This is a genomic window from Photobacterium sp. DNB23_23_1, from assembly GCF_052873815.1.
Genome location: NZ_JBNNXT010000023.1, coordinates 62,387 through 80,018, shown reverse-complemented (window position 1 = coordinate 80,018; position 17,632 = coordinate 62,387). Strand labels below are relative to the sequence as shown.

Sequence of the window (17,632 nt, the reverse complement as noted above, 5' to 3'; positions counted from 1 at the left end):
TATTGAGGCTATCCATAGCGATGTGACTGTCTGAAAGAGTAACCTCAATTAGATCATATTTTTACTTAGATTGGTATTAGGGTGAAGAACTCTAGACAGGGTTCAGCCGAGCGCAGCGAGACAACGTTGCTAGCCGAAGGCGCATTAAAGCAACGGCCCGAAGGGCGAAGTAAATCCCTATCTCTCCGCCACATTAGAAGAAGCCGCTGAGCAATCAGCGGCTTTTTTGCGTTTATACCTGCTTGATCTGTATTTCTTCAAGCATCAGTTGCAACTCCGGCAAGCAACTTCCGCACCCTGTACCCGCTTGGGTTGCATCGCTGATCTCTTTTACCGAGCAACAAGACTTTGCTCGAATCGTTTGTTCTATCGTTTTGACGCCTACTTGCTTGCACGCACAAACCAGCCGTCCATTTTGATGGCCCGGTGGCGCTTTGCCGGTAAACAGGGCTTGCACGAGCGGATCTGATAGCGGTCTGCCGATTAAGGTATACAGGTAGTCATAATCGCTGTGGTATAAGTCAGCGCTAACGATAAAGGCACTGTGGATACGGTTGTTTTGAAATAGCGCGTAACGACTTTCATTGTTCGCTTCAATCGTAATGAGCTGCTGGCCTTTCCCCTGATCACTGCTCTGATCATTGGTAAGGTTTGCCGCAAGCCAGGCATGTAATTGTTCGGGAGGGTGTTGGGACGTTAGCCGAAAGAGGTAGCCGCTATTGGTGCGCTGGCTCGTCCAATGCGCGTGGGAGCTCATACCCACTGTAGCGAGTTTATCTTGTGTGATCAGCAACGCTTCACTTTGGTAGGGTAAAGGCTCAATGCTTACCGCAGTGGCTTTAAACTCAGGCTGGCCAGAAAGTGGGTCACGGTGTCCGGCGATAAGCGTATCCACCTTACCCATGCTGGTGGTGCAGTTGCTCCAATGAAACGGGGCAAAGACTTGGCCTGATTGGCACTCCCTGCTGAGTCGTGCCCGCAACAAGACTTCACCTTTGCGGCTGGTGACTTTCACCAAGGTGTTGGGCTTTATTGAATAACGTTCGGCATCCTGTGCCGACAGGGCGAGGTAAGGCTCGCTGATATGTTCGCTGAGGCGAGGGGATAACCCGCTGCGGGTCATGGTGTGCCAGTGATCCCGTATCCGTCCGGAATTTAACAGTAAAGGGTATTTTGGGGTAGTGGTCTCTGCTATAGGCCGGTAGCCGGTAGCAATAAACTGCGCTTTACCCGAAGGGGTGGCAAACTCGCCATTGCCAAATAGCCGTGTCGTCGGTTGATTATAGGTTGTAACTGGCCATTGTTGCGGCGGCATTTGGTGATACTGTTTTGCTGTTAATTCAGTTAGCCCTGACAGGTTCAGCGGTCTGGACAGTGCACAGACACCGTGCCTGGATACGCTGTCCGTTACTTCCTTTTGGCCTAGAGTTGTCATCTGGGTATATTCGCGAAAAATGTCGGCTTCATTTTGGTAGTCGAAGGCATAGCCAAAGCCCATTTTTTTGGCAACTTCACTGATGATCCACCAGTCGGGTTTGGCCTCGCCCGGTGATGGTAATAAGCGCCGCTGGCGGGAGATCCTTCGTTCCGAGTTAGTAACGGTGCCAGACTTTTCACTCCAGCCTTGGGCGGGTAATGCCACATTGGCATGGCGCAGTGTGTCGGTATCGGCCATGCAATCTGATACCACCACATAAGGGCAATTCGCCAAAATGGTCTCGATACGTTTGCTGTCTGGCAAGCTGACCGCGGGGTTGGTTGCAATGATCCAAATGGCCTTGATTTGTCCGCTCTCGATGGCGTTGAACATGTCAATGGCCTTCAGGCCCGGCGCCGTTGCCAAATTGTCCGTTTGCCAAAATTTGCTGATCTGCTGGGTATGTTCAGGGTTATCAAAGTCCATATGGGCAGCCAGCATATTGGCCAGTCCGCCAACCTCGCGTCCCCCCATCGCATTGGGTTGTCCGGTTACGGAGAAGGGCGTGCTGCCCGGTTTACCTACTCGGCCAGTCGCCAGATGGCAGTTGAGAATACTGTTGACCTTGTCGGTACCCGATGTGGACTGGTTGACGCCCTGCGAGTAAACAGTAACGGTTTTTTCGCTGGCGGCAAAAAGTTGGTAAAAAGCAAGGATCTGCGTTTTATCGAGCCCTGTCACAGCTTGTACCGATTCAATATCACCAAACCGAAAAGCAGTCGCCAGCGCCAGATCCAGCCCCTCGGTTGATGCACCGATATAATCTAAATCCAATGCGTTACTTTCACTCAGGAATGCCAGTAAACCGTTGAACAAAGCAACATCGCTGCCCGGTAAAAGTGGAAGGTGCATATCGGCAATGTCGCAGGTTGGTGTCCTGCGCGGATCTATCACGATGACTTTGCATTTTCTTGTGTTCTTGGCGTCGCGAATTCTCTGAAATAGAATGGGGTGACACCAAGCCAGATTAGATCCCGTTAGTATGATTAAGTCAGCTAATTCGAGATCTTCATAACAGCCTGGCACAATGTCAGCTCCGAATGCCCGTTTATGCCCAGCGACACTGGAAGACATGCAAAGGCGAGAGTTGGTATCGATATTGGCACTACCAATAAACCCTTTCATCAGTTTATTGGCGACATAATAATCCTCAGTCAGTAACTGCCCCGAGACGTAGAAGGCGACAGCCTCCTTGCCATGCTGTTCTATAACACGGTTAAACTGCTCCGCGACATCAGCCAGTGCTTCTTCCCATGAGGCATCCTGTTGGTTAATTTGTGGCTTTAGCAGCCTTCCTTCTATGCCGACGGTCTCTCCTAGGGCTAATCCTTTAGAGCATAGCTTGCCAAAATTGGCGGGGTGCTGGCTGTCTCCGCGAACTTCCAATGTGCCACGGTTGTTTGCTCTCGCTTCAATGCCACAGCCTACTCCGCAGTAGGCACAGGTCGATTTAATCCAGGTATTTTCTTTTTGGCTCACCTGTTGTTCTCCTTGGCTTTGAAAATCAGTACATCGAATAAGAGCTGAGCAATAACTGGGCCAGCTTTCTTGGTGCTGGTATTGGTTAGTGGGACGACACATTAGATGGTTGTTTGTTTTATTTGTGGTTGAAAGTTCTGCTTATACCCCTAAAGTGGTATGTGTGCTTACATAAAATGCTGGTTGGATGGCTATTTTGGTGCGAAACAGGGCTTTTATTGCACGGGGACTGGGCAGCGGGAGGAGGAGCTAAGCTGCTGTTGCTATCGCTGCATGTTTGAGGTTTTAAAATTAAAGGCATTAATAACAGTAGCTTGAAAATATTTATAGTTGCAATTGGTTGTGATTAGTTGGAACTGGCACTGTCTTTGCTCACTACCTTGGTAACAGTTTAAACGGATATGAACGCATAGGTGATGTATGCCAACGATCAGAGTACGTACTGGGGTGTACCCAGCAGAGAGTGTCCAGATAGGAGCATCGCCCTTAACTGGGGGTAGGGTCGGAAAAGTGGACTTGGTCGGTGCCGGGCCGGGTGATCCTATGTTGCTGACGCTTAAGGCGTTGGAAAGTATTGAGCAGGCGGATGTCATTGTCTATGACCGCCTCGTGAGCAAGGAGATACGGGCACGCTTTCCTGCGGGTACCCAAGCTTTGTATGTCGGTAAGGCAAAGGGAGAACACAGTGTCAGCCAAGAAGCAATCAATGAGTTGTTGGTGAAATTGGCCTGGCAAGGCAAGAAGGTTTGTCGCCTCAAAGGTGGTGATGCCTTTGTCTTTGGCCGTGGTAGTGAAGAGATGCTGGCACTGAAAGCCGCTGATGTGCATGTAGAGGTTGTACCGGGGATCACGGCTGCTGCTGGCTGCACCAGCTATGCCGGTATTCCGTTGACGCACAGGGGGTATTCACAAGGGTGTACTTTTGTTACCGGGCATGCTGAGCAGTCCTTGGATCTTAATTGGCAAGCGCTGGCGCAACTTGATCATACCTTAGTGTTTTATATGGGGGTCAGTAAATCAGCCATGATCCGCGAAAAGCTGCTTGCTGGTGGGGCGGATCCTAATACCCCTGTGGCCTTGGTCGAGAAAGGGTGTTGTCCTGAGCAACGGACAGTGACCGGACTATTGCAGCATTTACCTGAACTGGTAGCGAGCCATCAGGTAGTGTCACCGGCTTTGATTGTTGTCGGTGAGGTGGTTGCCCTATCAGAGCAACTGCAGTGGGTTAGCCAGGTTGCCGAACAACAGCTCCAGCTGTCGGCTTGAGATCAAATGAGAGTAAGCAGTGAAGTCAGTCGCTCAGGGGAGAGCAGAAATGGATAAGAAAAAAATTATTGTGGTCGGCAGCGGTATGGTCGGACACAAGTTTATTGAAGATATGTTGGCTCAGGACAAGCAACAGCAGTTCAGCATCCTGACCTTTTCCGAAGAGCCAAGGTTGGCCTATGACCGAGTACAGCTAAGTAGTTATTTTAGCGGGAACAGCGCGCAAGATTTGGCGTTAGCCAACGAAATTGATTATCAAAATAATGGGGTCGAGTACCTGCTTAATGAGCAAGTCAGCGAGATAGATACTGTCGCAAAGACTATTGTTACCCAAAGTGGGCAGCGTGAGCACTATGACAAACTGGTGCTGGCGACAGGGTCGTATCCTTTTGTCCCGCCAATTCCCGGTAACGATCAACCGCATTGCCATGTTTACCGGACAATCGAAGACTTGGATGCTATCGCCCAGTCAGGATCCCAGAGCCAAGTGGGTGTCGTTGTGGGGGGCGGGCTGTTGGGGCTTGAGGCGGCCAATGCGCTCAAACAGTTGGGAGTCGAGACCCATGTGGTGGAGTTTGCGCCGCGCTTGATGGCGGTACAGTTGGATCAGGGCGGGGGAGACTTGCTCGCTCGCCAAATATCAACACTTGGCGTATCGGTGCATACCGAAAAGGCCACGAAAGAGATTGTCGCTGGTGAAAGCTGCCGTTATCGGATGAACTTTGCTGATGGCTCATTTTTAGAAACAGACATGATTGTGTTCTCGGCGGGGATCCGCCCACAAGATACGCTGGCCCGCCAGTGTGGTCTTGAAGTCGGAGAGCGGGGCGGTATTGTGATTGATGACCATTGCCAGACCAGTGCAGATGATGTCTACGCCATTGGTGAATGCGCACTGTGGCAACAGCGGATTTTTGGTCTGGTTGCGCCCGGCTACCAAATGGCAAAAGTATTGGCCAACCATTTCTGTCAGCCAGATGCGGGCTTGTCTTTTGTCGGCGCAGATATGAGTACCAAGCTTAAGTTACTGGGGGTCGATGTTGCCAGTATTGGTGATGTTAATGGTACAACACCTGGCGCGCTGTCTTACACCTATAGCGATGATTTGGAACAGGTCTATAAGCGCTTAATTCTATCCCCCAGTGGTGACAAGGTACTGGGGGCCGTGCTGGTGGGTGATGTCAGTAATTACCAGTCACTGCTGCAGATTAAGCTCAATGATATGGCTCTACCAGAAAATCCGGCGGTATTGATTCTGCCACAGCTCGAAGGTGAAGGCGCGGGGGCAGGGTTAGGTGTAGAAGCTCTACCCGATAGCGCCTCGATATGTTCATGTTATGACGTGACCAAAGGGCAAATCAGACAGGCCGTGGCGGATGGTTGCTCATCGATGGCCGATTTGAAAACGGCCACCAAAGCCTCAACCGGGTGTGGTGGTTGTTCGGCATTGGCAAAACAAGTAATGGATGTCGAGCTGGCTGCAATGGGCGTCGAGGTAAGCAATCATATTTGTGAACACTTTGCCTATTCCCGCCAGGAGCTGGCTGATCTGGTCAGAGTGAAAAAGATCACCACGTTTGATGCTTTGCTCAAAGAATATGGTAGCGGTTTGGGCTGTGATATCTGTAAACCTGCTGTGGGCTCGATGTTGGCGTCGTACTGGAATGATTATGTATTGGCCGACTCACACCTAGAGCTGCAAGATACCAATGATATCTTCCTCGGCAACATGCAAAAGGATGGCACTTATTCGGTTGTGCCAAGGATCCCGGGCGGGGAGATCACTCCGGACAAGTTGATTGTGTTGGGGGAGGTGGCGAAGCAGTTCGATCTCTATACCAAGATCACCGGTGGGCAACGGGTGGATTTGTTCGGTGCCCAGCTGCATGAGTTGCCTGAAATCTGGCGTTTGTTGATCGATGCTGGCTTTGAGACTGGCCATGCTTATGGCAAGTCGGTTCGTACCGTCAAATCTTGTGTCGGTAGTACTTGGTGCCGTTATGGTGTGGCAGACAGTGTCGGCTTTGCCATTGATCTCGAGCATCGTTACAAAGGGTTACGCGCGCCCCATAAACTCAAATTCGCCGTATCAGGCTGTACCCGCGAGTGTGCGGAAGCCCAGTCTAAAGATATTGGAGTGATCGCAACAGAAAACGGTTGGAACCTGTATGTCTGTGGTAACGGGGGAATGCGTCCTCGCCATGCCGATTTGCTCGCCACTGATTTGGATGCTGATACCTTGGTAAGTTATGTCGACCGGTTGCTGATGTTCTATATCCGTACTGCCGATCGTCTGCAGCGAACATCGGTATGGTTGGAAAACTTAGAAGGTGGGTTGGATTATCTCAAAAAGGTGGTGGTTGATGATCACCTTGGTCTGGCTGAAGAGCTTGAGCAGGAGATGGCTCGCACGCTCGATCAATATCAGTGTGAATGGAAAACTACCTTGGAATCGCCAGAGAAGCTGCAGCGCTTCAAACACTTTATTAATAGCGACCAGCAAGATAGCCAACTGGCCTATGTGTCAGAGCGGGGGCAGCGTAGGCCACAGACTCCTGCGGAAAGGTGCCTACAGGCTAACTTACCGCAAGGGGGGGGTCAAGGTGTCGCCGGAGAGCAGATCAATGTCATTGATATAACAAGTAAATAAGTGGGGTGAGCATGGAGCAGAAGCAGGCAAAGTGGTATACCGTGTGCCATAGAGATGCATTAATCAAAAACGCGGGTGTTTGTGTCCTATGGGGACATGAGCAAGTGGCGATTTTTTATTGTCATCGCACGGATTCATTGTATGCGGTTGATAATTATGATCCGGTTGGTAAGGCCAATGTACTGTCACGGGGGATCTTAGGATCGCAAGGGGATGACATTGTTGTCGCCTCTCCCTTGTACAAGCAGCACTTCAATCTGTTAACGGGTCAATGCGTTGAGTTACCTGAGGTGAATTTGAAAACTTTTTCGGTAAGATGCCAGGGTGATGATGTTCAAATAAGCGCATAAAAGTAAGACTTATCAAAAAATCACAGCGTAAGCTGTGATTTTTTATGTTTACTCTATACCTTCACCTATTTAGTTAGGTATTTTTGTTTTTTATATGTGGTCTTTATCTCCTTTATTTTGATATTTTGGCTCAATATGGTGCTTATTTTTTGTTTTTGATTCATTTTGGTGCTTTATGTGGTTATATTTAATCTTTGTGTTTTTAATCTGCTGATATGTAAAGATTTATTTTTTGGCATGAACAATGCAATACTAATGGCAAGTCAGTATAAAAAGGAAACACCAAGATGTCAGAAACAGGCAAGTTCAATATCTTCTCGTTTAAGGGGAAAATGAAAATCCTCCACCTCAGCTGGTTTGCGTTTTTCATTACCTTTTTTGTGTGGTTCAACTTCGCTCCACTACTTCAATCGGTGAAAAGTTCATTAGGATTAACCACGGCCGAAATAAAGACCCTGCTGATCCTCAATGTGGCATTTACTATACCCGCAAGGGTAATTATCGGTATGCTCACCGATAAATACGGGCCACGATTAGTCTATTCCGCACTGTTAGCTGTTTGCTCTATTCCCTGTTTTGTCTTCGCTCTTGCCGACAGTTTTGTTCAGGCAGCGATAGCCCGTTTCGCGCTCGGGTTTATTGGTGCTGGGTTTGTTGTTGGGATCCGTTTGGTCTCTGAGTGGTTCCCACATAATGAGCTGGGCACGGCTGAAGGTATTTATGGCGGTTGGGGTAACTTTGGTTCGGCTGCAGCTGCCTTTACCTTACCCACTGTCGCGATTATGTTTGGTGGTGAAGATGGTTGGCGTTATGCCATGGCCATTACCGGTGTGATGAGCCTGCTTTTCTCCTTTGTGTTCTACGCCAATGTGACGGACACACCAAAAGGGGCGACCTATTTTAAGCCGAAGCAATTAGGCGCGATGGAGGTGACGTCCAAAGGTGATTTCTTTCTATTGCTGTTTATGAAACTGCCTATGTATGGTGCGTTGGCCTTGTTGGCTTGGAAACTTTCACCGTCGGGGATCGGGATGCTTAATGATGGTGCCGTCATGGGGACCTATGTCGTTTTAGCCTTGATTTACTGCTACGAAGTCCTACAGGTGTGGCGCGTTAATAAAAATGTGTTTGAAAAGCCGGTTCCCGAGGTACATCGCTACAAGTTCAAGCAGGTTGCGGTGTTGAATGTGTTGTACTTTGCGACCTTTGGCTCTGAACTGGCAGTCGTCTCAATGTTGCCGCTGTTTTTTTCGGAAACTTTTGAGCTGACCCCCGTGATGGCTGGGATGGTTGCGTCTGCCTATGCCTTTATGAACCTAATGTCTCGTCCTGGCGGTGGCTGGATCTCTGATAAGTTTGGCCGTAAACCCACCTTGCTTATCTTGACTGCCGGTTTGGCTGCCGGTTACTTCTTGATGGGCCAGGTCGACAGCAGCTGGCCGGTATGGTTAGCAGTGGTTGCCGCGATGGCATGCTCTTTCTTCGTCCAGTCGGGTGAAGGGGCTGTTTTTGCCACCGTACCACTGATCAAGCGCCGGATGACTGGACAGATCGCCGGGATGACCGGTGCCTATGGTAATGTCGGGGCCGTGTGCTACCTCACCATTTTATCGTTAGTTGATTACAGCACTTTCTTTTATGTCATTGCAGCAACGGCAGTGATTGGCTTTATCACCTTGCTGATGATGGAAGAGCCAAGTGGGCAGATTGCAGAGGTGAATGAAGACGGCAGTATCATGATGATTGATGTCGCCAATCGATAAGCTTTTCCGGCTTACTCGGCAACCGTTGAGTAAGCCGGTTAACTAGCCTGAAGGGTGATGTGTATGAGCGAGATAGTGCAGTCAAAGGCAACGGTTAACTTGAAGCGGGAAAACCATCAACAGGTCAAGGAAACCAATACCTTGCAACTGGATATTGGCGGGCATTCTGTGGCGGGGCGTAAGCCCTCTAATCAGGATGCCTTCGCGGTTTATCAGCCTAAGCAGCGTGATGAGCGTTTGCACAAAGGGATTGTTGCCTGCCTTGCCGATGGTGTGAGTTGCAGCGAGCAAGGCCAGCAGGCGAGCCAATTATGCGTCACCCAGTTTATCGAAGAATACTATGCCACCCCGAATACGTGGGGGGTAAAGCAATCAGCAGGAAAAGTGCTTAATGCTTTAAACCAATGGCTGTTTCACCAAGGTAGCCAAAGTGAACTGCAGCATAATGGCATGGTGACGACTTTTTGTGCGGTGATCATTAAATCTAATACTGCTTATATTATGCATGTGGGGGATACCCGCGTATATTTGTACCGCGATCAGGCACTGGTTCAACTCACCCAAGATCACCGTCGCCATCAATATGGCCAGCAATATTTTTTAACCCGCTCGCTTGGTATGGACAGCCATATTGAAGTGGATTTCCAGCAATTACGCCTAGAACAAGGCGATCGCCTGTTACTGGCGACCGATGGGATCCATGAATGGCTGGAAGAAGCGGAGATCCAGCACCATTTATCTTCAGCGGCTATATCGCCATCAGTGCTGCCTGTCGAACAACAATCAGCGCAGTTGGTGGAAGCCGCCCTAGATGCCGGAAGCCAGGATAATGTGTCGAGTTTACTGCTTGAGGTGAAGTCGCTTCCTTCCCTGACCGTAGATGAGTATATCGAGGAACTGACAAAGCGGGTGATCCCCCCGGTTATGGAAGAGGGGAACCGAATCGATCAGTACCGAATTCTAAGGGTGTTGCATAGCGGACCACGCAGCCATATTTACTTGGCCGTCAGCGAATTTGATACCAAGCGCTATGTGCTGAAGATGCCTTCACTGAACTTTGCAGAGGATTACCAATACTTGCAAGGCTTTGTCCGTGAAGGCTGGATTGGTGAGCAGGTATCCCATCAGAGAATAATGAAGATTTATCCTTTTTCTCGTCATTCCTCTTTCCTCTACCATGTTTGTGAGTGGGTAGAAGGCAAATCACTACGTCAATGGATGGAAGACAACCCCTTACCGGGTTTAGAAAAAGTACGGGTAATGACGGAGGAAATAATTAAGTCCGTTCGGGTTTTACAGCGTTACAGGCTTATTCACCGTGATATTAAGCCAGAAAACTTGATCGTTAATCAATTGGATCAAATTGTCATTATTGACTTTGGCTCCGTTTATTCAGAACATTTTGATGAATTAAGTACACCCATAACAGAAACGGTTCCTGTAGGAGATATAAAATATTTATCACCGGAGTGTTTATTGGGTGGGAATGTGTCTATGAGATCTGATATGTATTCAATATCTATCATTATTTATGAGATGTTGACTGGCTACTTTCCCTATCCATTACCGAATACATTTAAACCATCACAATCATCAAGCCAATGGCCTGAATATACACCTCTGGAGAATTATCGTGATGACTTGCCGATGTGGCTGGATGTAGTGATCAGAAAAGGCTGTTTCCCTCAAGCTAGTCAGCGTTATGAAGCGCTGTCTGAAGTGGTGTGCGATCTCTATCACCCATCCTCTCAGGTATTAAAGCAGGCAAGTAAGCGTCCGTTGAAGAGTAAGAACCCGACCAAATTCTGGAAAATAATCTCACTCAGTCTGTTTTTTGTTGTTATTGTTCAAATTATCATTCTTTCTTCCTGATATTACCCTCATGAATAGTCTTGATATTAATTTTATTTATCGTAATGAATAAAATTAAATGAGATCATCCTTTCATTACTAATCACTACTTTTCTGGCGATCGTAAATAATCTATAAATTATGCGAGAACTTCAACGTGCAGGTATGCCTTGACCGTCTAAAAGACATAGCCAAAACGATGGGCGGGAATGTGGCAGATATGACAGCAGAGCAGGGCGCTGATGCTGTACTGGAAGCGATTCCGGTACGATCTAAAATGTTGCTATTCCAGCGGGTCTTCAGCAGTTGGGCGCCAAAGAAGAAGATATTGCTGTATTGGCTGACAATGCGCATGCGGCTTAACTAACCAGAAACAAGCAAGTCACGAAGAGATCTCTTCTATCTTTGCTGCGGCAATGGAAGTATTTTTCAACTACGGTATTAAATATTTCAATATCCAAGTTACTTTCGCCCACCGACTGGTGGGCGTTTATTAGTTAATGTTTGGATTAACATTGAGTGAGGAATTACACTTTAAATTTTTGTACTGTGGTGAGTAATTTATTATTGTGTGTATTGAGAGTCTTTACACTGTCGTTAGCGATTTTCCCATTTTTTACTAAGTTTTGTACCATATTTTGTATCGATAACATATTCAGGTTTACAACTTCAGATACATCACTTTGCTCTTTGGCTGATGCTGCAATCTGCGTGACAAGTGTGTTTATATTTTCAGAAAAACGAGTCATGGCGTCGAGAGAGTCAGTGACCTTGTTTGTTTGATGCGATGCTTGATTACAACGTTTTTTCGTTATTTCCATATTTGAAACAACTGAGGTATTTGTTAATTGAAGGTTTGATAGCATACGGTTTATTTCATTGGTACTTTGCCGAGTCCGAGAGGCCAATGCTCTAACTTCATCAGCAACGACTGCAAAACCTCGACCTTGCTCACCAGCCCTAGCCGCTTCAATTGCAGCATTAAGCGCAAGTAAATTCGTTTGTTCTGCTATATCGCCTATAATTTGAAGAACATTTTCGATCTCTTGTGTATCAGCACTCATGGCAACAATAGCACTTGATGTATTTTCTACCTCTAGAAGCAAATCATCCATACTTGATATTGCTTCGCTCACGATTTTTTTAGATTTACTACTTTCTTCTTTTGCTGTTTGAGTATGGGTTACTGCTTTTTGAGCATCATTGGCTACCGTTTCAGATGAGGCACTCATTTGATTTATTGAGGTGACAATTGAATCAACTTCTAATTGATGAGCCCTAAATAACGTTTGGTTGTTTTGGTTCTGCTCGCTTAGTACGTTTATTGATTGACTTGTTTCTGTGCAAGAATTTCTTACGTCATAAATAAGATGCTGAAGGTGCTCAATAAACGCATTGATATTATGTGATATCTTACCAAACTCGTCAGTGGATTGAGTTGATAGTCTTTGGGTTAAATCGCCTTCTCCATTGGCAATGTCTTGGACCACTTGTTGTAATGACTGCACCGGTTTCAGAAAGATTGAGATTATTAACATACTGGTAGGGATAATAAGCGCTGTCGCGATTAACAGTGACTTTGTAATCAGTTGGCTGACACTTTCAGCCTGGTTTTGGGTAACATTAGTATCTAGGAAAGCATTCAGTATCCACCTTTCCCCAAGAATAGAGAAATGTGAATTGACTTCAAGGTTGTCTCCTAATTCAAGGTTAGAAAATACCACTAAACCGTTAGGAGCTGTCAGTGTGATATAATCCCCGTTGCCGCTCGAATTTGATAGTGTGTCTGTGATGAACTGTAGATCCAAGAGATAGATAGTTCCATTTTTATTTCCTTCGGGAACCACAATTTGCAGTAAGGACTTATCATCTTCAAGTATAATGTTGTTTGCGGTTAGCTGACCATTACTTTGATTTATTACCCGTCCTAGAGTGGTGATTTGCTCTTCATCATCAACTATTCCATGTTTATCAAACATAAAACCAGGTGATACTTTTATTATATTATCAAACTCTGTTTGATTAACTATGCTTGCAACATCAATGAAACGGATATTAAGCGTTGCTGCTTGTTGTAAACTGTAATTGAGTTTGTCATGTATGTTATGGCTGATAAGTCGTATTTTATCTTCAATAGCATGAGCGCCATTGTTATTTATACTTGACTTGATATAACGAGTAGATGAAAAATAGCAGGTAACAATGGTAATGGTGATGATTGAAACTATTATTAAGTACAGTTTTATTTTGAAAGATTGCGTTCTCATTCTATAAAACCTTGCATGAAATTATTGCTTTCATTCAATGTATACGATTAGGTGACACTCAAAATTGAGTGTCACCATGTGTTAATATACGATTTTTAGTTTATTAAACCAAGTGCCTTTGGTAGGAATAAACTGATTGAAGGAATGAATGTAATAAGTAAGAGAGTAAACATTAAGACTAAGCAGAATGGTAATATTGACTTAATCACACTTTCAATTTTAGCTCCGCTAACACTACAACCAACAAACAATGCTGTTCCTACTGGAGGAGTCGCAATACCTATACATAAATTAAAGATAATCATCATGGCAAAATGTATCGGGTGCATTCCCAATGATGTCGCAATAGGCATAAATATAGGGGTAAATATCAGCAGTGCTGGTGTTAAATCCATGAACATACCGATAATCAGCAGTATAACATTCATAAGAATGAATATAATAATAGGATTATCAGATATCGAAAGCATCCATTCACTGATCATTGCTGGTAGACCAGTGAAAGCCATTGCCCAGGACATGATGGTTGATGCACCAATCAAAAACAGCATGATCCCCGTGATTTCGGTTGTTTCAATGCAGATGGTCTTTAACAGTTTAATATTCAATGAGCGGTAGCAAAGCGATAGGATAAATGAATATAAAACCGCAATACATGCCCCTTCAGTAGCGGTGAAAACGCCACCAATAATACCGCCGATAACGACAACAATAAGACCTAGGCTTGGTGTTGCATCCCAAACAATCTTAAAAATATCTTTTATTGATTTTTTTTCTTCATGTTTTTGAACATAGCCTTTGCGCTTTGCAATAAAGTATGCGACGGCCATGCAACTTAAGCCCATTAATATTCCGGGTACATAACCAGCAATAAAAAGTGCAGCTACGGATGTGCCACCACTGACTACGGAGAATACAATTAGTGAGTTACTTGGTGGAATGAGTAGCCCCGCAGGACAAGAGGCGACATTTACCGCCGTAGAAAATGATTTATCATACCCTTCTTTCTGAAGCTCAGGAGACAGTGTTTTACCAACCGCTGCAGCTGAAGCAACGGCTGATCCCGACACTGCGCCAAACATCATGTTAGACAAGATGTTAACGTGCGCTAATGAGCCAGGAAGCCGGCCAACGAGCAGTTTTGCAAAGTTAACCAATCTACCAGCGATACCTCCCCGGTTCATGATATTACCGGCAAGTATAAAGAAAGGGATAGCAAGTAAACTAAAACTGTCTATTCCCGTTACTATTTTTTGCCCTGCTGTCATTATTGCAACATCGAATGGCAAAATAGTAAACATAATAATTAGAGAAGACATAGCAATTGCAATTGCAATTGGTACACTAAATATGATCATTGCCATAAATAGGCAAAGAAGCCAAAATCCAATAGAAAGATCCATTGTTAATCCTTAATCACATGCTCTTTAGCAAAAAGGTCGTAAGTGTTCATAATTATATAGAGTGATATAAGTACGGCAGATATAGGGAGTATCATATAGACATATCCCATTGGAATTTGTAGTGCCGGAGAAAACTGCTGCATTGTTCGCTGAATTAAAAGCCAACCACCACGCAACATTGCTAAGTTTGCAAATATAATGATTAGCAAATTAATGACTAACTGTAATATCTTATTTGCTACGGGGGGGATGCTGTCAGACATCAACGTTATCGCGAGGTGGCCTTTTCGACCAAAAAGATAACTTCCTCCTAGGAGGCCTAGCCAAATCATAAGGTATCTAGAGAGTTCATCGGTAATCGTACTTGGGTTATTTAGTACATAACGACTGAAAACTTGCCAGGTCACTGTACATACAAGAGAAACAATTGCGATGCCACAAATTGAAAGCAAAAAGCTATCTAAGGCTTTACGCAATCTTATAAAAGATGAATGCATAAACTTACTCAAATTTATATTTTTTATTAAATTGCCCCATACATTGCATGGGGCAATTGAAATGTTTACATTGTTTGAATTTTCTCAACGTAATAACTTAGGCTTGGATCTTCTAATGCTGAATCAAGCATTGGGCGAACTTTTTCCCTGAACTTATCTTTGTCAACTTCGACAAAGGTAACACCAATTGATTTCGCTTTTTCAACGTTAGCGTTCTCAATTTTATCCCATAGTTTGATTTGTTCTTCAAGAGATTCTGCAGCAGCTTCTTTAATGATTTTTTGTTGATCAGGTTTTAGGCTTGCCCAGGTAGACTCAGAAATAATGATTAAATCAGGGCTCATCGTATGCTGATCGACTGAGTAATAGTTTGCAACCTCTGTGTGTCGCATTTCCACTAAACTTGAGACGTTGTTTTCCGCAGCATCAATGACGCCTTGTTGAAGACCCGTGTAAATTTCGGTGAACGGCATCGGTGTTGCTCTTGCACCAAGCAAATTAATCATTTCCATCATGGTTGGTGACTCAGGAACACGGACTTTTAGCCCTGCAAGGTCATCTGGAGTTTTAAATGGCTTTGAGCCATAGAAGCTACGAGTGCCTGAATCATAGAACGTTAGGCCGATAAATCCTTTTCCTTCGCTAGATAACAGCATTTTTTCAGCCGTATCGCTTCGCATAAATTGGCGCTTATGTTCAATACTGTCAAATAAGAAAGGAATAGAAACTGTTTTAAATGTTGGTTCAAATGATTCTGCTAATGAGCCGTTTATTTTAGCCATATCAAGTGCACCTGTTACCACTTGTTCAGCTTGATCACGCTCAGAACCTAATTGTGCGTTGGGAAAGATACGGACGTTAAGATCGCCATTGGATTTTTCTTTAACCTTATCAGCAAAAATCACCATACCTTTATGTGCTGCATTATCCAATGACATCGCATGACCAAGATTTAGTGTTTTCGCATTTACGTTTGCACTCATCATTACGGAAGTAGCGATGAGAGATAATAAGATTTTTTTCATTTTTATTAACCTTTATAACCCTACATTTTTGCTATCAACTTGATAGCTCCCTAATTTGCTTTGCGTAAATATTTATATATTACGATACTATTGTCATACAATAGCCCAGGGCAGGGCGCATGACATCCGTCACTTTTAAATCATTGATAGTAATGTTAATTGTGACCGTTGGTGGTATTAATGAGTTTTTCTAATGAAAATAGGTTGAGAGTTCTATTGTCATATATTAATAGCAGGATGGGGTGTTATTATTATGTGATGGGGGATACAGTCGGTTTGTCGTACGTTGAGAATTTAATTGAATAAGTGTGAATCCAATCATTTTGTGAGGTGTTTTTTTATATTGCTAGTTAAAACGGTTAGTTTAATATTGATTTATAGCTTAACATATATTTTATAGAATCAAATGGTTTCAAGATATTTTATTCTATATTTTTGCAAAATATCATGTGTGTTGATTAAGTGTTTGTTAACGCATTAATGTCTCTTTTACCCTCTTTTTTTCTAGAGGAGAGTGGCCAATCTCATAGTGCTGTACTCCATTTTTGCCTCGCTGTTTGACCTCGTACATTACGAAGTCAGCCTGTTGAAGTACTTCAGTTACACTCGACGCATTGAGCGGGAATTCACTGCTACCGATACTGGCGGAAATAGAAAAAGTCTTGCCATCCAGCACTGCCGGTTGCTGGAAACTGTTGAGTAGCTTTTGGCTGATATTGATTCCATGCTGTACCGCAAGGGGCTCGATAACCGCAAACTCATCGCCGCCCATACGGGCGACGTGGTAATGCTCCCCGCTGAGTGCCGTTAGCCTTTTCGCCACCACTTTCAGCAGTTGATCACCCATGTGGTGTCCTTGGGTATCATTAATCTGCTTGAAACCATCTAAATCAATAAGGTAGAACCGAAATGGCTGCTGAGTATCAACTAACTCGTTAAGATGATTGTTGAGCCACAACCGGCTGTGGATACCGGTTAGGGTATCTCTCATTGCCAGCTTGCGCATGGATGTTGATTCGCGCCATAGCGCCCAGCATAAAATCCCGCCTAGCAGTACGATGGCACATAGCAGGAAATAGATAAGTAGTTTCATTGTTTGAGTCGCTTCTACCCGTTTCAACAGATCACCGCTAGAAAGACGGAATTTGTGGCTGAGGAACACGACAAGGTTCTCGTAGTGTTCTTTTACTTGCATGATCAATGCTTGTTCAGGATCGCCCGGTTCAAGGTCAATGAGTTGAAGTTCGATGGACTGGATATAAGCAAACTGCTTGCTGATTTGATGGTAGGCCCCATCAAAGTGATAAAGGTGACTGATATGGGTGTTGGTCAGAATGGTTGTGAACCGACTCCACAAGATTTCATATTGTAACATCATATCATTGTGATCACTGTTGCCGGTCGCGTAGCGATGCAGTTGGTGATGAAATTCGGCATATTCCTTGTTGAGCTGAAGCACATACCATGCTGCTTCATTCTGACTGTTAGTAATGGTGTCTGAATTGCGTTTCAAGGCTGCCACCGCAATCAAAATACTGATAATAAGCAGGGGGGTTATGTAAGTGAGCAGGGAGGCGATTTTACGGCTACGACAATTTCCCATA

General features: G+C 45.1%; 11 protein-coding genes, 1 other RNA gene and 1 pseudogene. 7 read left to right on the top strand and 6 right to left on the bottom strand.

What is annotated here, in order from left to right; all coding sequences use genetic code 11:
• Positions 1-61 precede the first annotated feature (61 nt).
• Positions 62-191, top strand: a non-coding RNA gene (locus tag ACVA53_RS15235) — RtT sRNA.
• A 41-nt stretch (positions 192-232) separates the two neighbouring features.
• Here the strand turns inward: ACVA53_RS15235 and ACVA53_RS15230 are convergent.
• Positions 233-2,956, bottom strand: coding sequence for a nitrate reductase (locus tag ACVA53_RS15230; RefSeq protein WP_446505527.1), 2,724 nt, complete (start codon positions 2,954-2,956; stop codon positions 233-235).
• 420 nt (positions 2,957-3,376) lie between these two features.
• On the opposite strand from ACVA53_RS15230, the gene cobA reads away from it, so the two are divergent.
• The 6 genes and pseudogenes from cobA to ACVA53_RS15200 all read left to right on the top strand — a co-directional run.
• Positions 3,377-4,222, top strand: a complete 846-nt coding sequence (cobA, locus tag ACVA53_RS15225; protein WP_446505526.1) for a uroporphyrinogen-III C-methyltransferase — start codon at positions 3,377-3,379, stop codon at positions 4,220-4,222.
• 49 nt (positions 4,223-4,271) lie between these two features.
• Positions 4,272-6,872: a nitrite reductase large subunit NirB gene (nirB, locus tag ACVA53_RS15220; protein ID WP_446505525.1), complete on the top strand. Its 2,601-nt coding sequence runs from the start codon at positions 4,272-4,274 to the stop codon at positions 6,870-6,872.
• A gap of 11 nt (positions 6,873-6,883) precedes the next feature.
• Positions 6,884-7,222 (top strand): nitrite reductase small subunit NirD, encoded by a 339-nt coding sequence (nirD, locus tag ACVA53_RS15215; RefSeq protein ID WP_255045119.1) that lies wholly within the window; start codon positions 6,884-6,886, stop codon positions 7,220-7,222.
• 287 nt (positions 7,223-7,509) lie between these two features.
• The gene (locus ACVA53_RS15210) at positions 7,510-8,985 is read left to right on the top strand and encodes a NarK family nitrate/nitrite MFS transporter (protein WP_446505524.1); all 1,476 of its coding nucleotides are present in this window, start codon (positions 7,510-7,512) and stop codon (positions 8,983-8,985) included.
• 63 nt (positions 8,986-9,048) lie between these two features.
• A complete protein-coding gene (locus ACVA53_RS15205) occupies positions 9,049-10,857 on the top strand; it encodes a protein kinase domain-containing protein (protein WP_446505523.1) in 1,809 nt (602 codons plus the stop codon).
• Between the two features lie 124 nt (positions 10,858-10,981).
• Positions 10,982-11,255: pseudogene (locus ACVA53_RS15200) on the top strand (L-threonine dehydrogenase); the annotation flags it as partial.
• Between the two features lie 108 nt (positions 11,256-11,363).
• Here ACVA53_RS15200 and ACVA53_RS15195 read toward each other — a convergent pair.
• The 5 genes from ACVA53_RS15195 to ACVA53_RS15175 form a co-directional block, all read right to left on the bottom strand.
• On the bottom strand, positions 11,364-13,103 hold the full coding sequence (locus ACVA53_RS15195) for a methyl-accepting chemotaxis protein (protein ID WP_446505522.1): 1,740 nt from the start codon (positions 13,101-13,103) through the stop codon (positions 11,364-11,366).
• 95 nt (positions 13,104-13,198) lie between these two features.
• Positions 13,199-14,506 carry a TRAP transporter large permease gene (locus ACVA53_RS15190; protein ID WP_255045122.1) on the bottom strand — a complete coding sequence of 436 codons (1,308 nt, stop codon included), beginning with the start codon at positions 14,504-14,506 and terminating at the stop codon, positions 13,199-13,201.
• A 2-nt stretch (positions 14,507-14,508) separates the two neighbouring features.
• Positions 14,509-15,003: a TRAP transporter small permease gene (locus tag ACVA53_RS15185; protein WP_446505521.1), complete on the bottom strand. Its 495-nt coding sequence runs from the start codon at positions 15,001-15,003 to the stop codon at positions 14,509-14,511.
• A 65-nt stretch (positions 15,004-15,068) separates the two neighbouring features.
• Complete coding sequence (locus tag ACVA53_RS15180; RefSeq protein WP_255045124.1) at positions 15,069-16,028, bottom strand: TRAP transporter substrate-binding protein; 960 nt, start codon at positions 16,026-16,028, stop codon at positions 15,069-15,071.
• 469 nt (positions 16,029-16,497) lie between these two features.
• Positions 16,498-17,631: a diguanylate cyclase domain-containing protein gene (locus ACVA53_RS15175; protein WP_446505520.1), complete on the bottom strand. Its 1,134-nt coding sequence runs from the start codon at positions 17,629-17,631 to the stop codon at positions 16,498-16,500.
• Between the last annotated feature and the right edge of the window lies 1 nt (position 17,632).

Excerpts from the sequence above, each read along its gene's own strand:
- cobA (WP_446505526.1), top strand. The coding sequence starts at position 3,377 with ATGCCAACGATCAGAGTACGTACTGGGGTGTACCCAGCAGAGAGTGTC.
- nirB (WP_446505525.1), top strand. The coding sequence starts at position 4,272 with ATGGATAAGAAAAAAATTATTGTGGTCGGCAGCGGTATGGTCGGACAC.
- nirD (WP_255045119.1), top strand. The coding sequence starts at position 6,884 with ATGGAGCAGAAGCAGGCAAAGTGGTATACCGTGTGCCATAGAGATGCA.
- ACVA53_RS15210 (WP_446505524.1), top strand. The coding sequence starts at position 7,510 with ATGTCAGAAACAGGCAAGTTCAATATCTTCTCGTTTAAGGGGAAAATG.
- ACVA53_RS15205 (WP_446505523.1), top strand. The coding sequence starts at position 9,049 with ATGAGCGAGATAGTGCAGTCAAAGGCAACGGTTAACTTGAAGCGGGAA.
- ACVA53_RS15195 (WP_446505522.1), bottom strand. The coding sequence starts at position 13,103 with ATGAGAACGCAATCTTTCAAAATAAAACTGTACTTAATAATAGTTTCA.
- ACVA53_RS15190 (WP_255045122.1), bottom strand. The coding sequence starts at position 14,506 with ATGGATCTTTCTATTGGATTTTGGCTTCTTTGCCTATTTATGGCAATG.
- ACVA53_RS15185 (WP_446505521.1), bottom strand. The coding sequence starts at position 15,003 with ATGCATTCATCTTTTATAAGATTGCGTAAAGCCTTAGATAGCTTTTTG.
- ACVA53_RS15180 (WP_255045124.1), bottom strand. The coding sequence starts at position 16,028 with ATGAAAAAAATCTTATTATCTCTCATCGCTACTTCCGTAATGATGAGT.
- ACVA53_RS15175 (WP_446505520.1), bottom strand. The coding sequence starts at position 17,631 with ATGGGAAATTGTCGTAGCCGTAAAATCGCCTCCCTGCTCACTTACATA.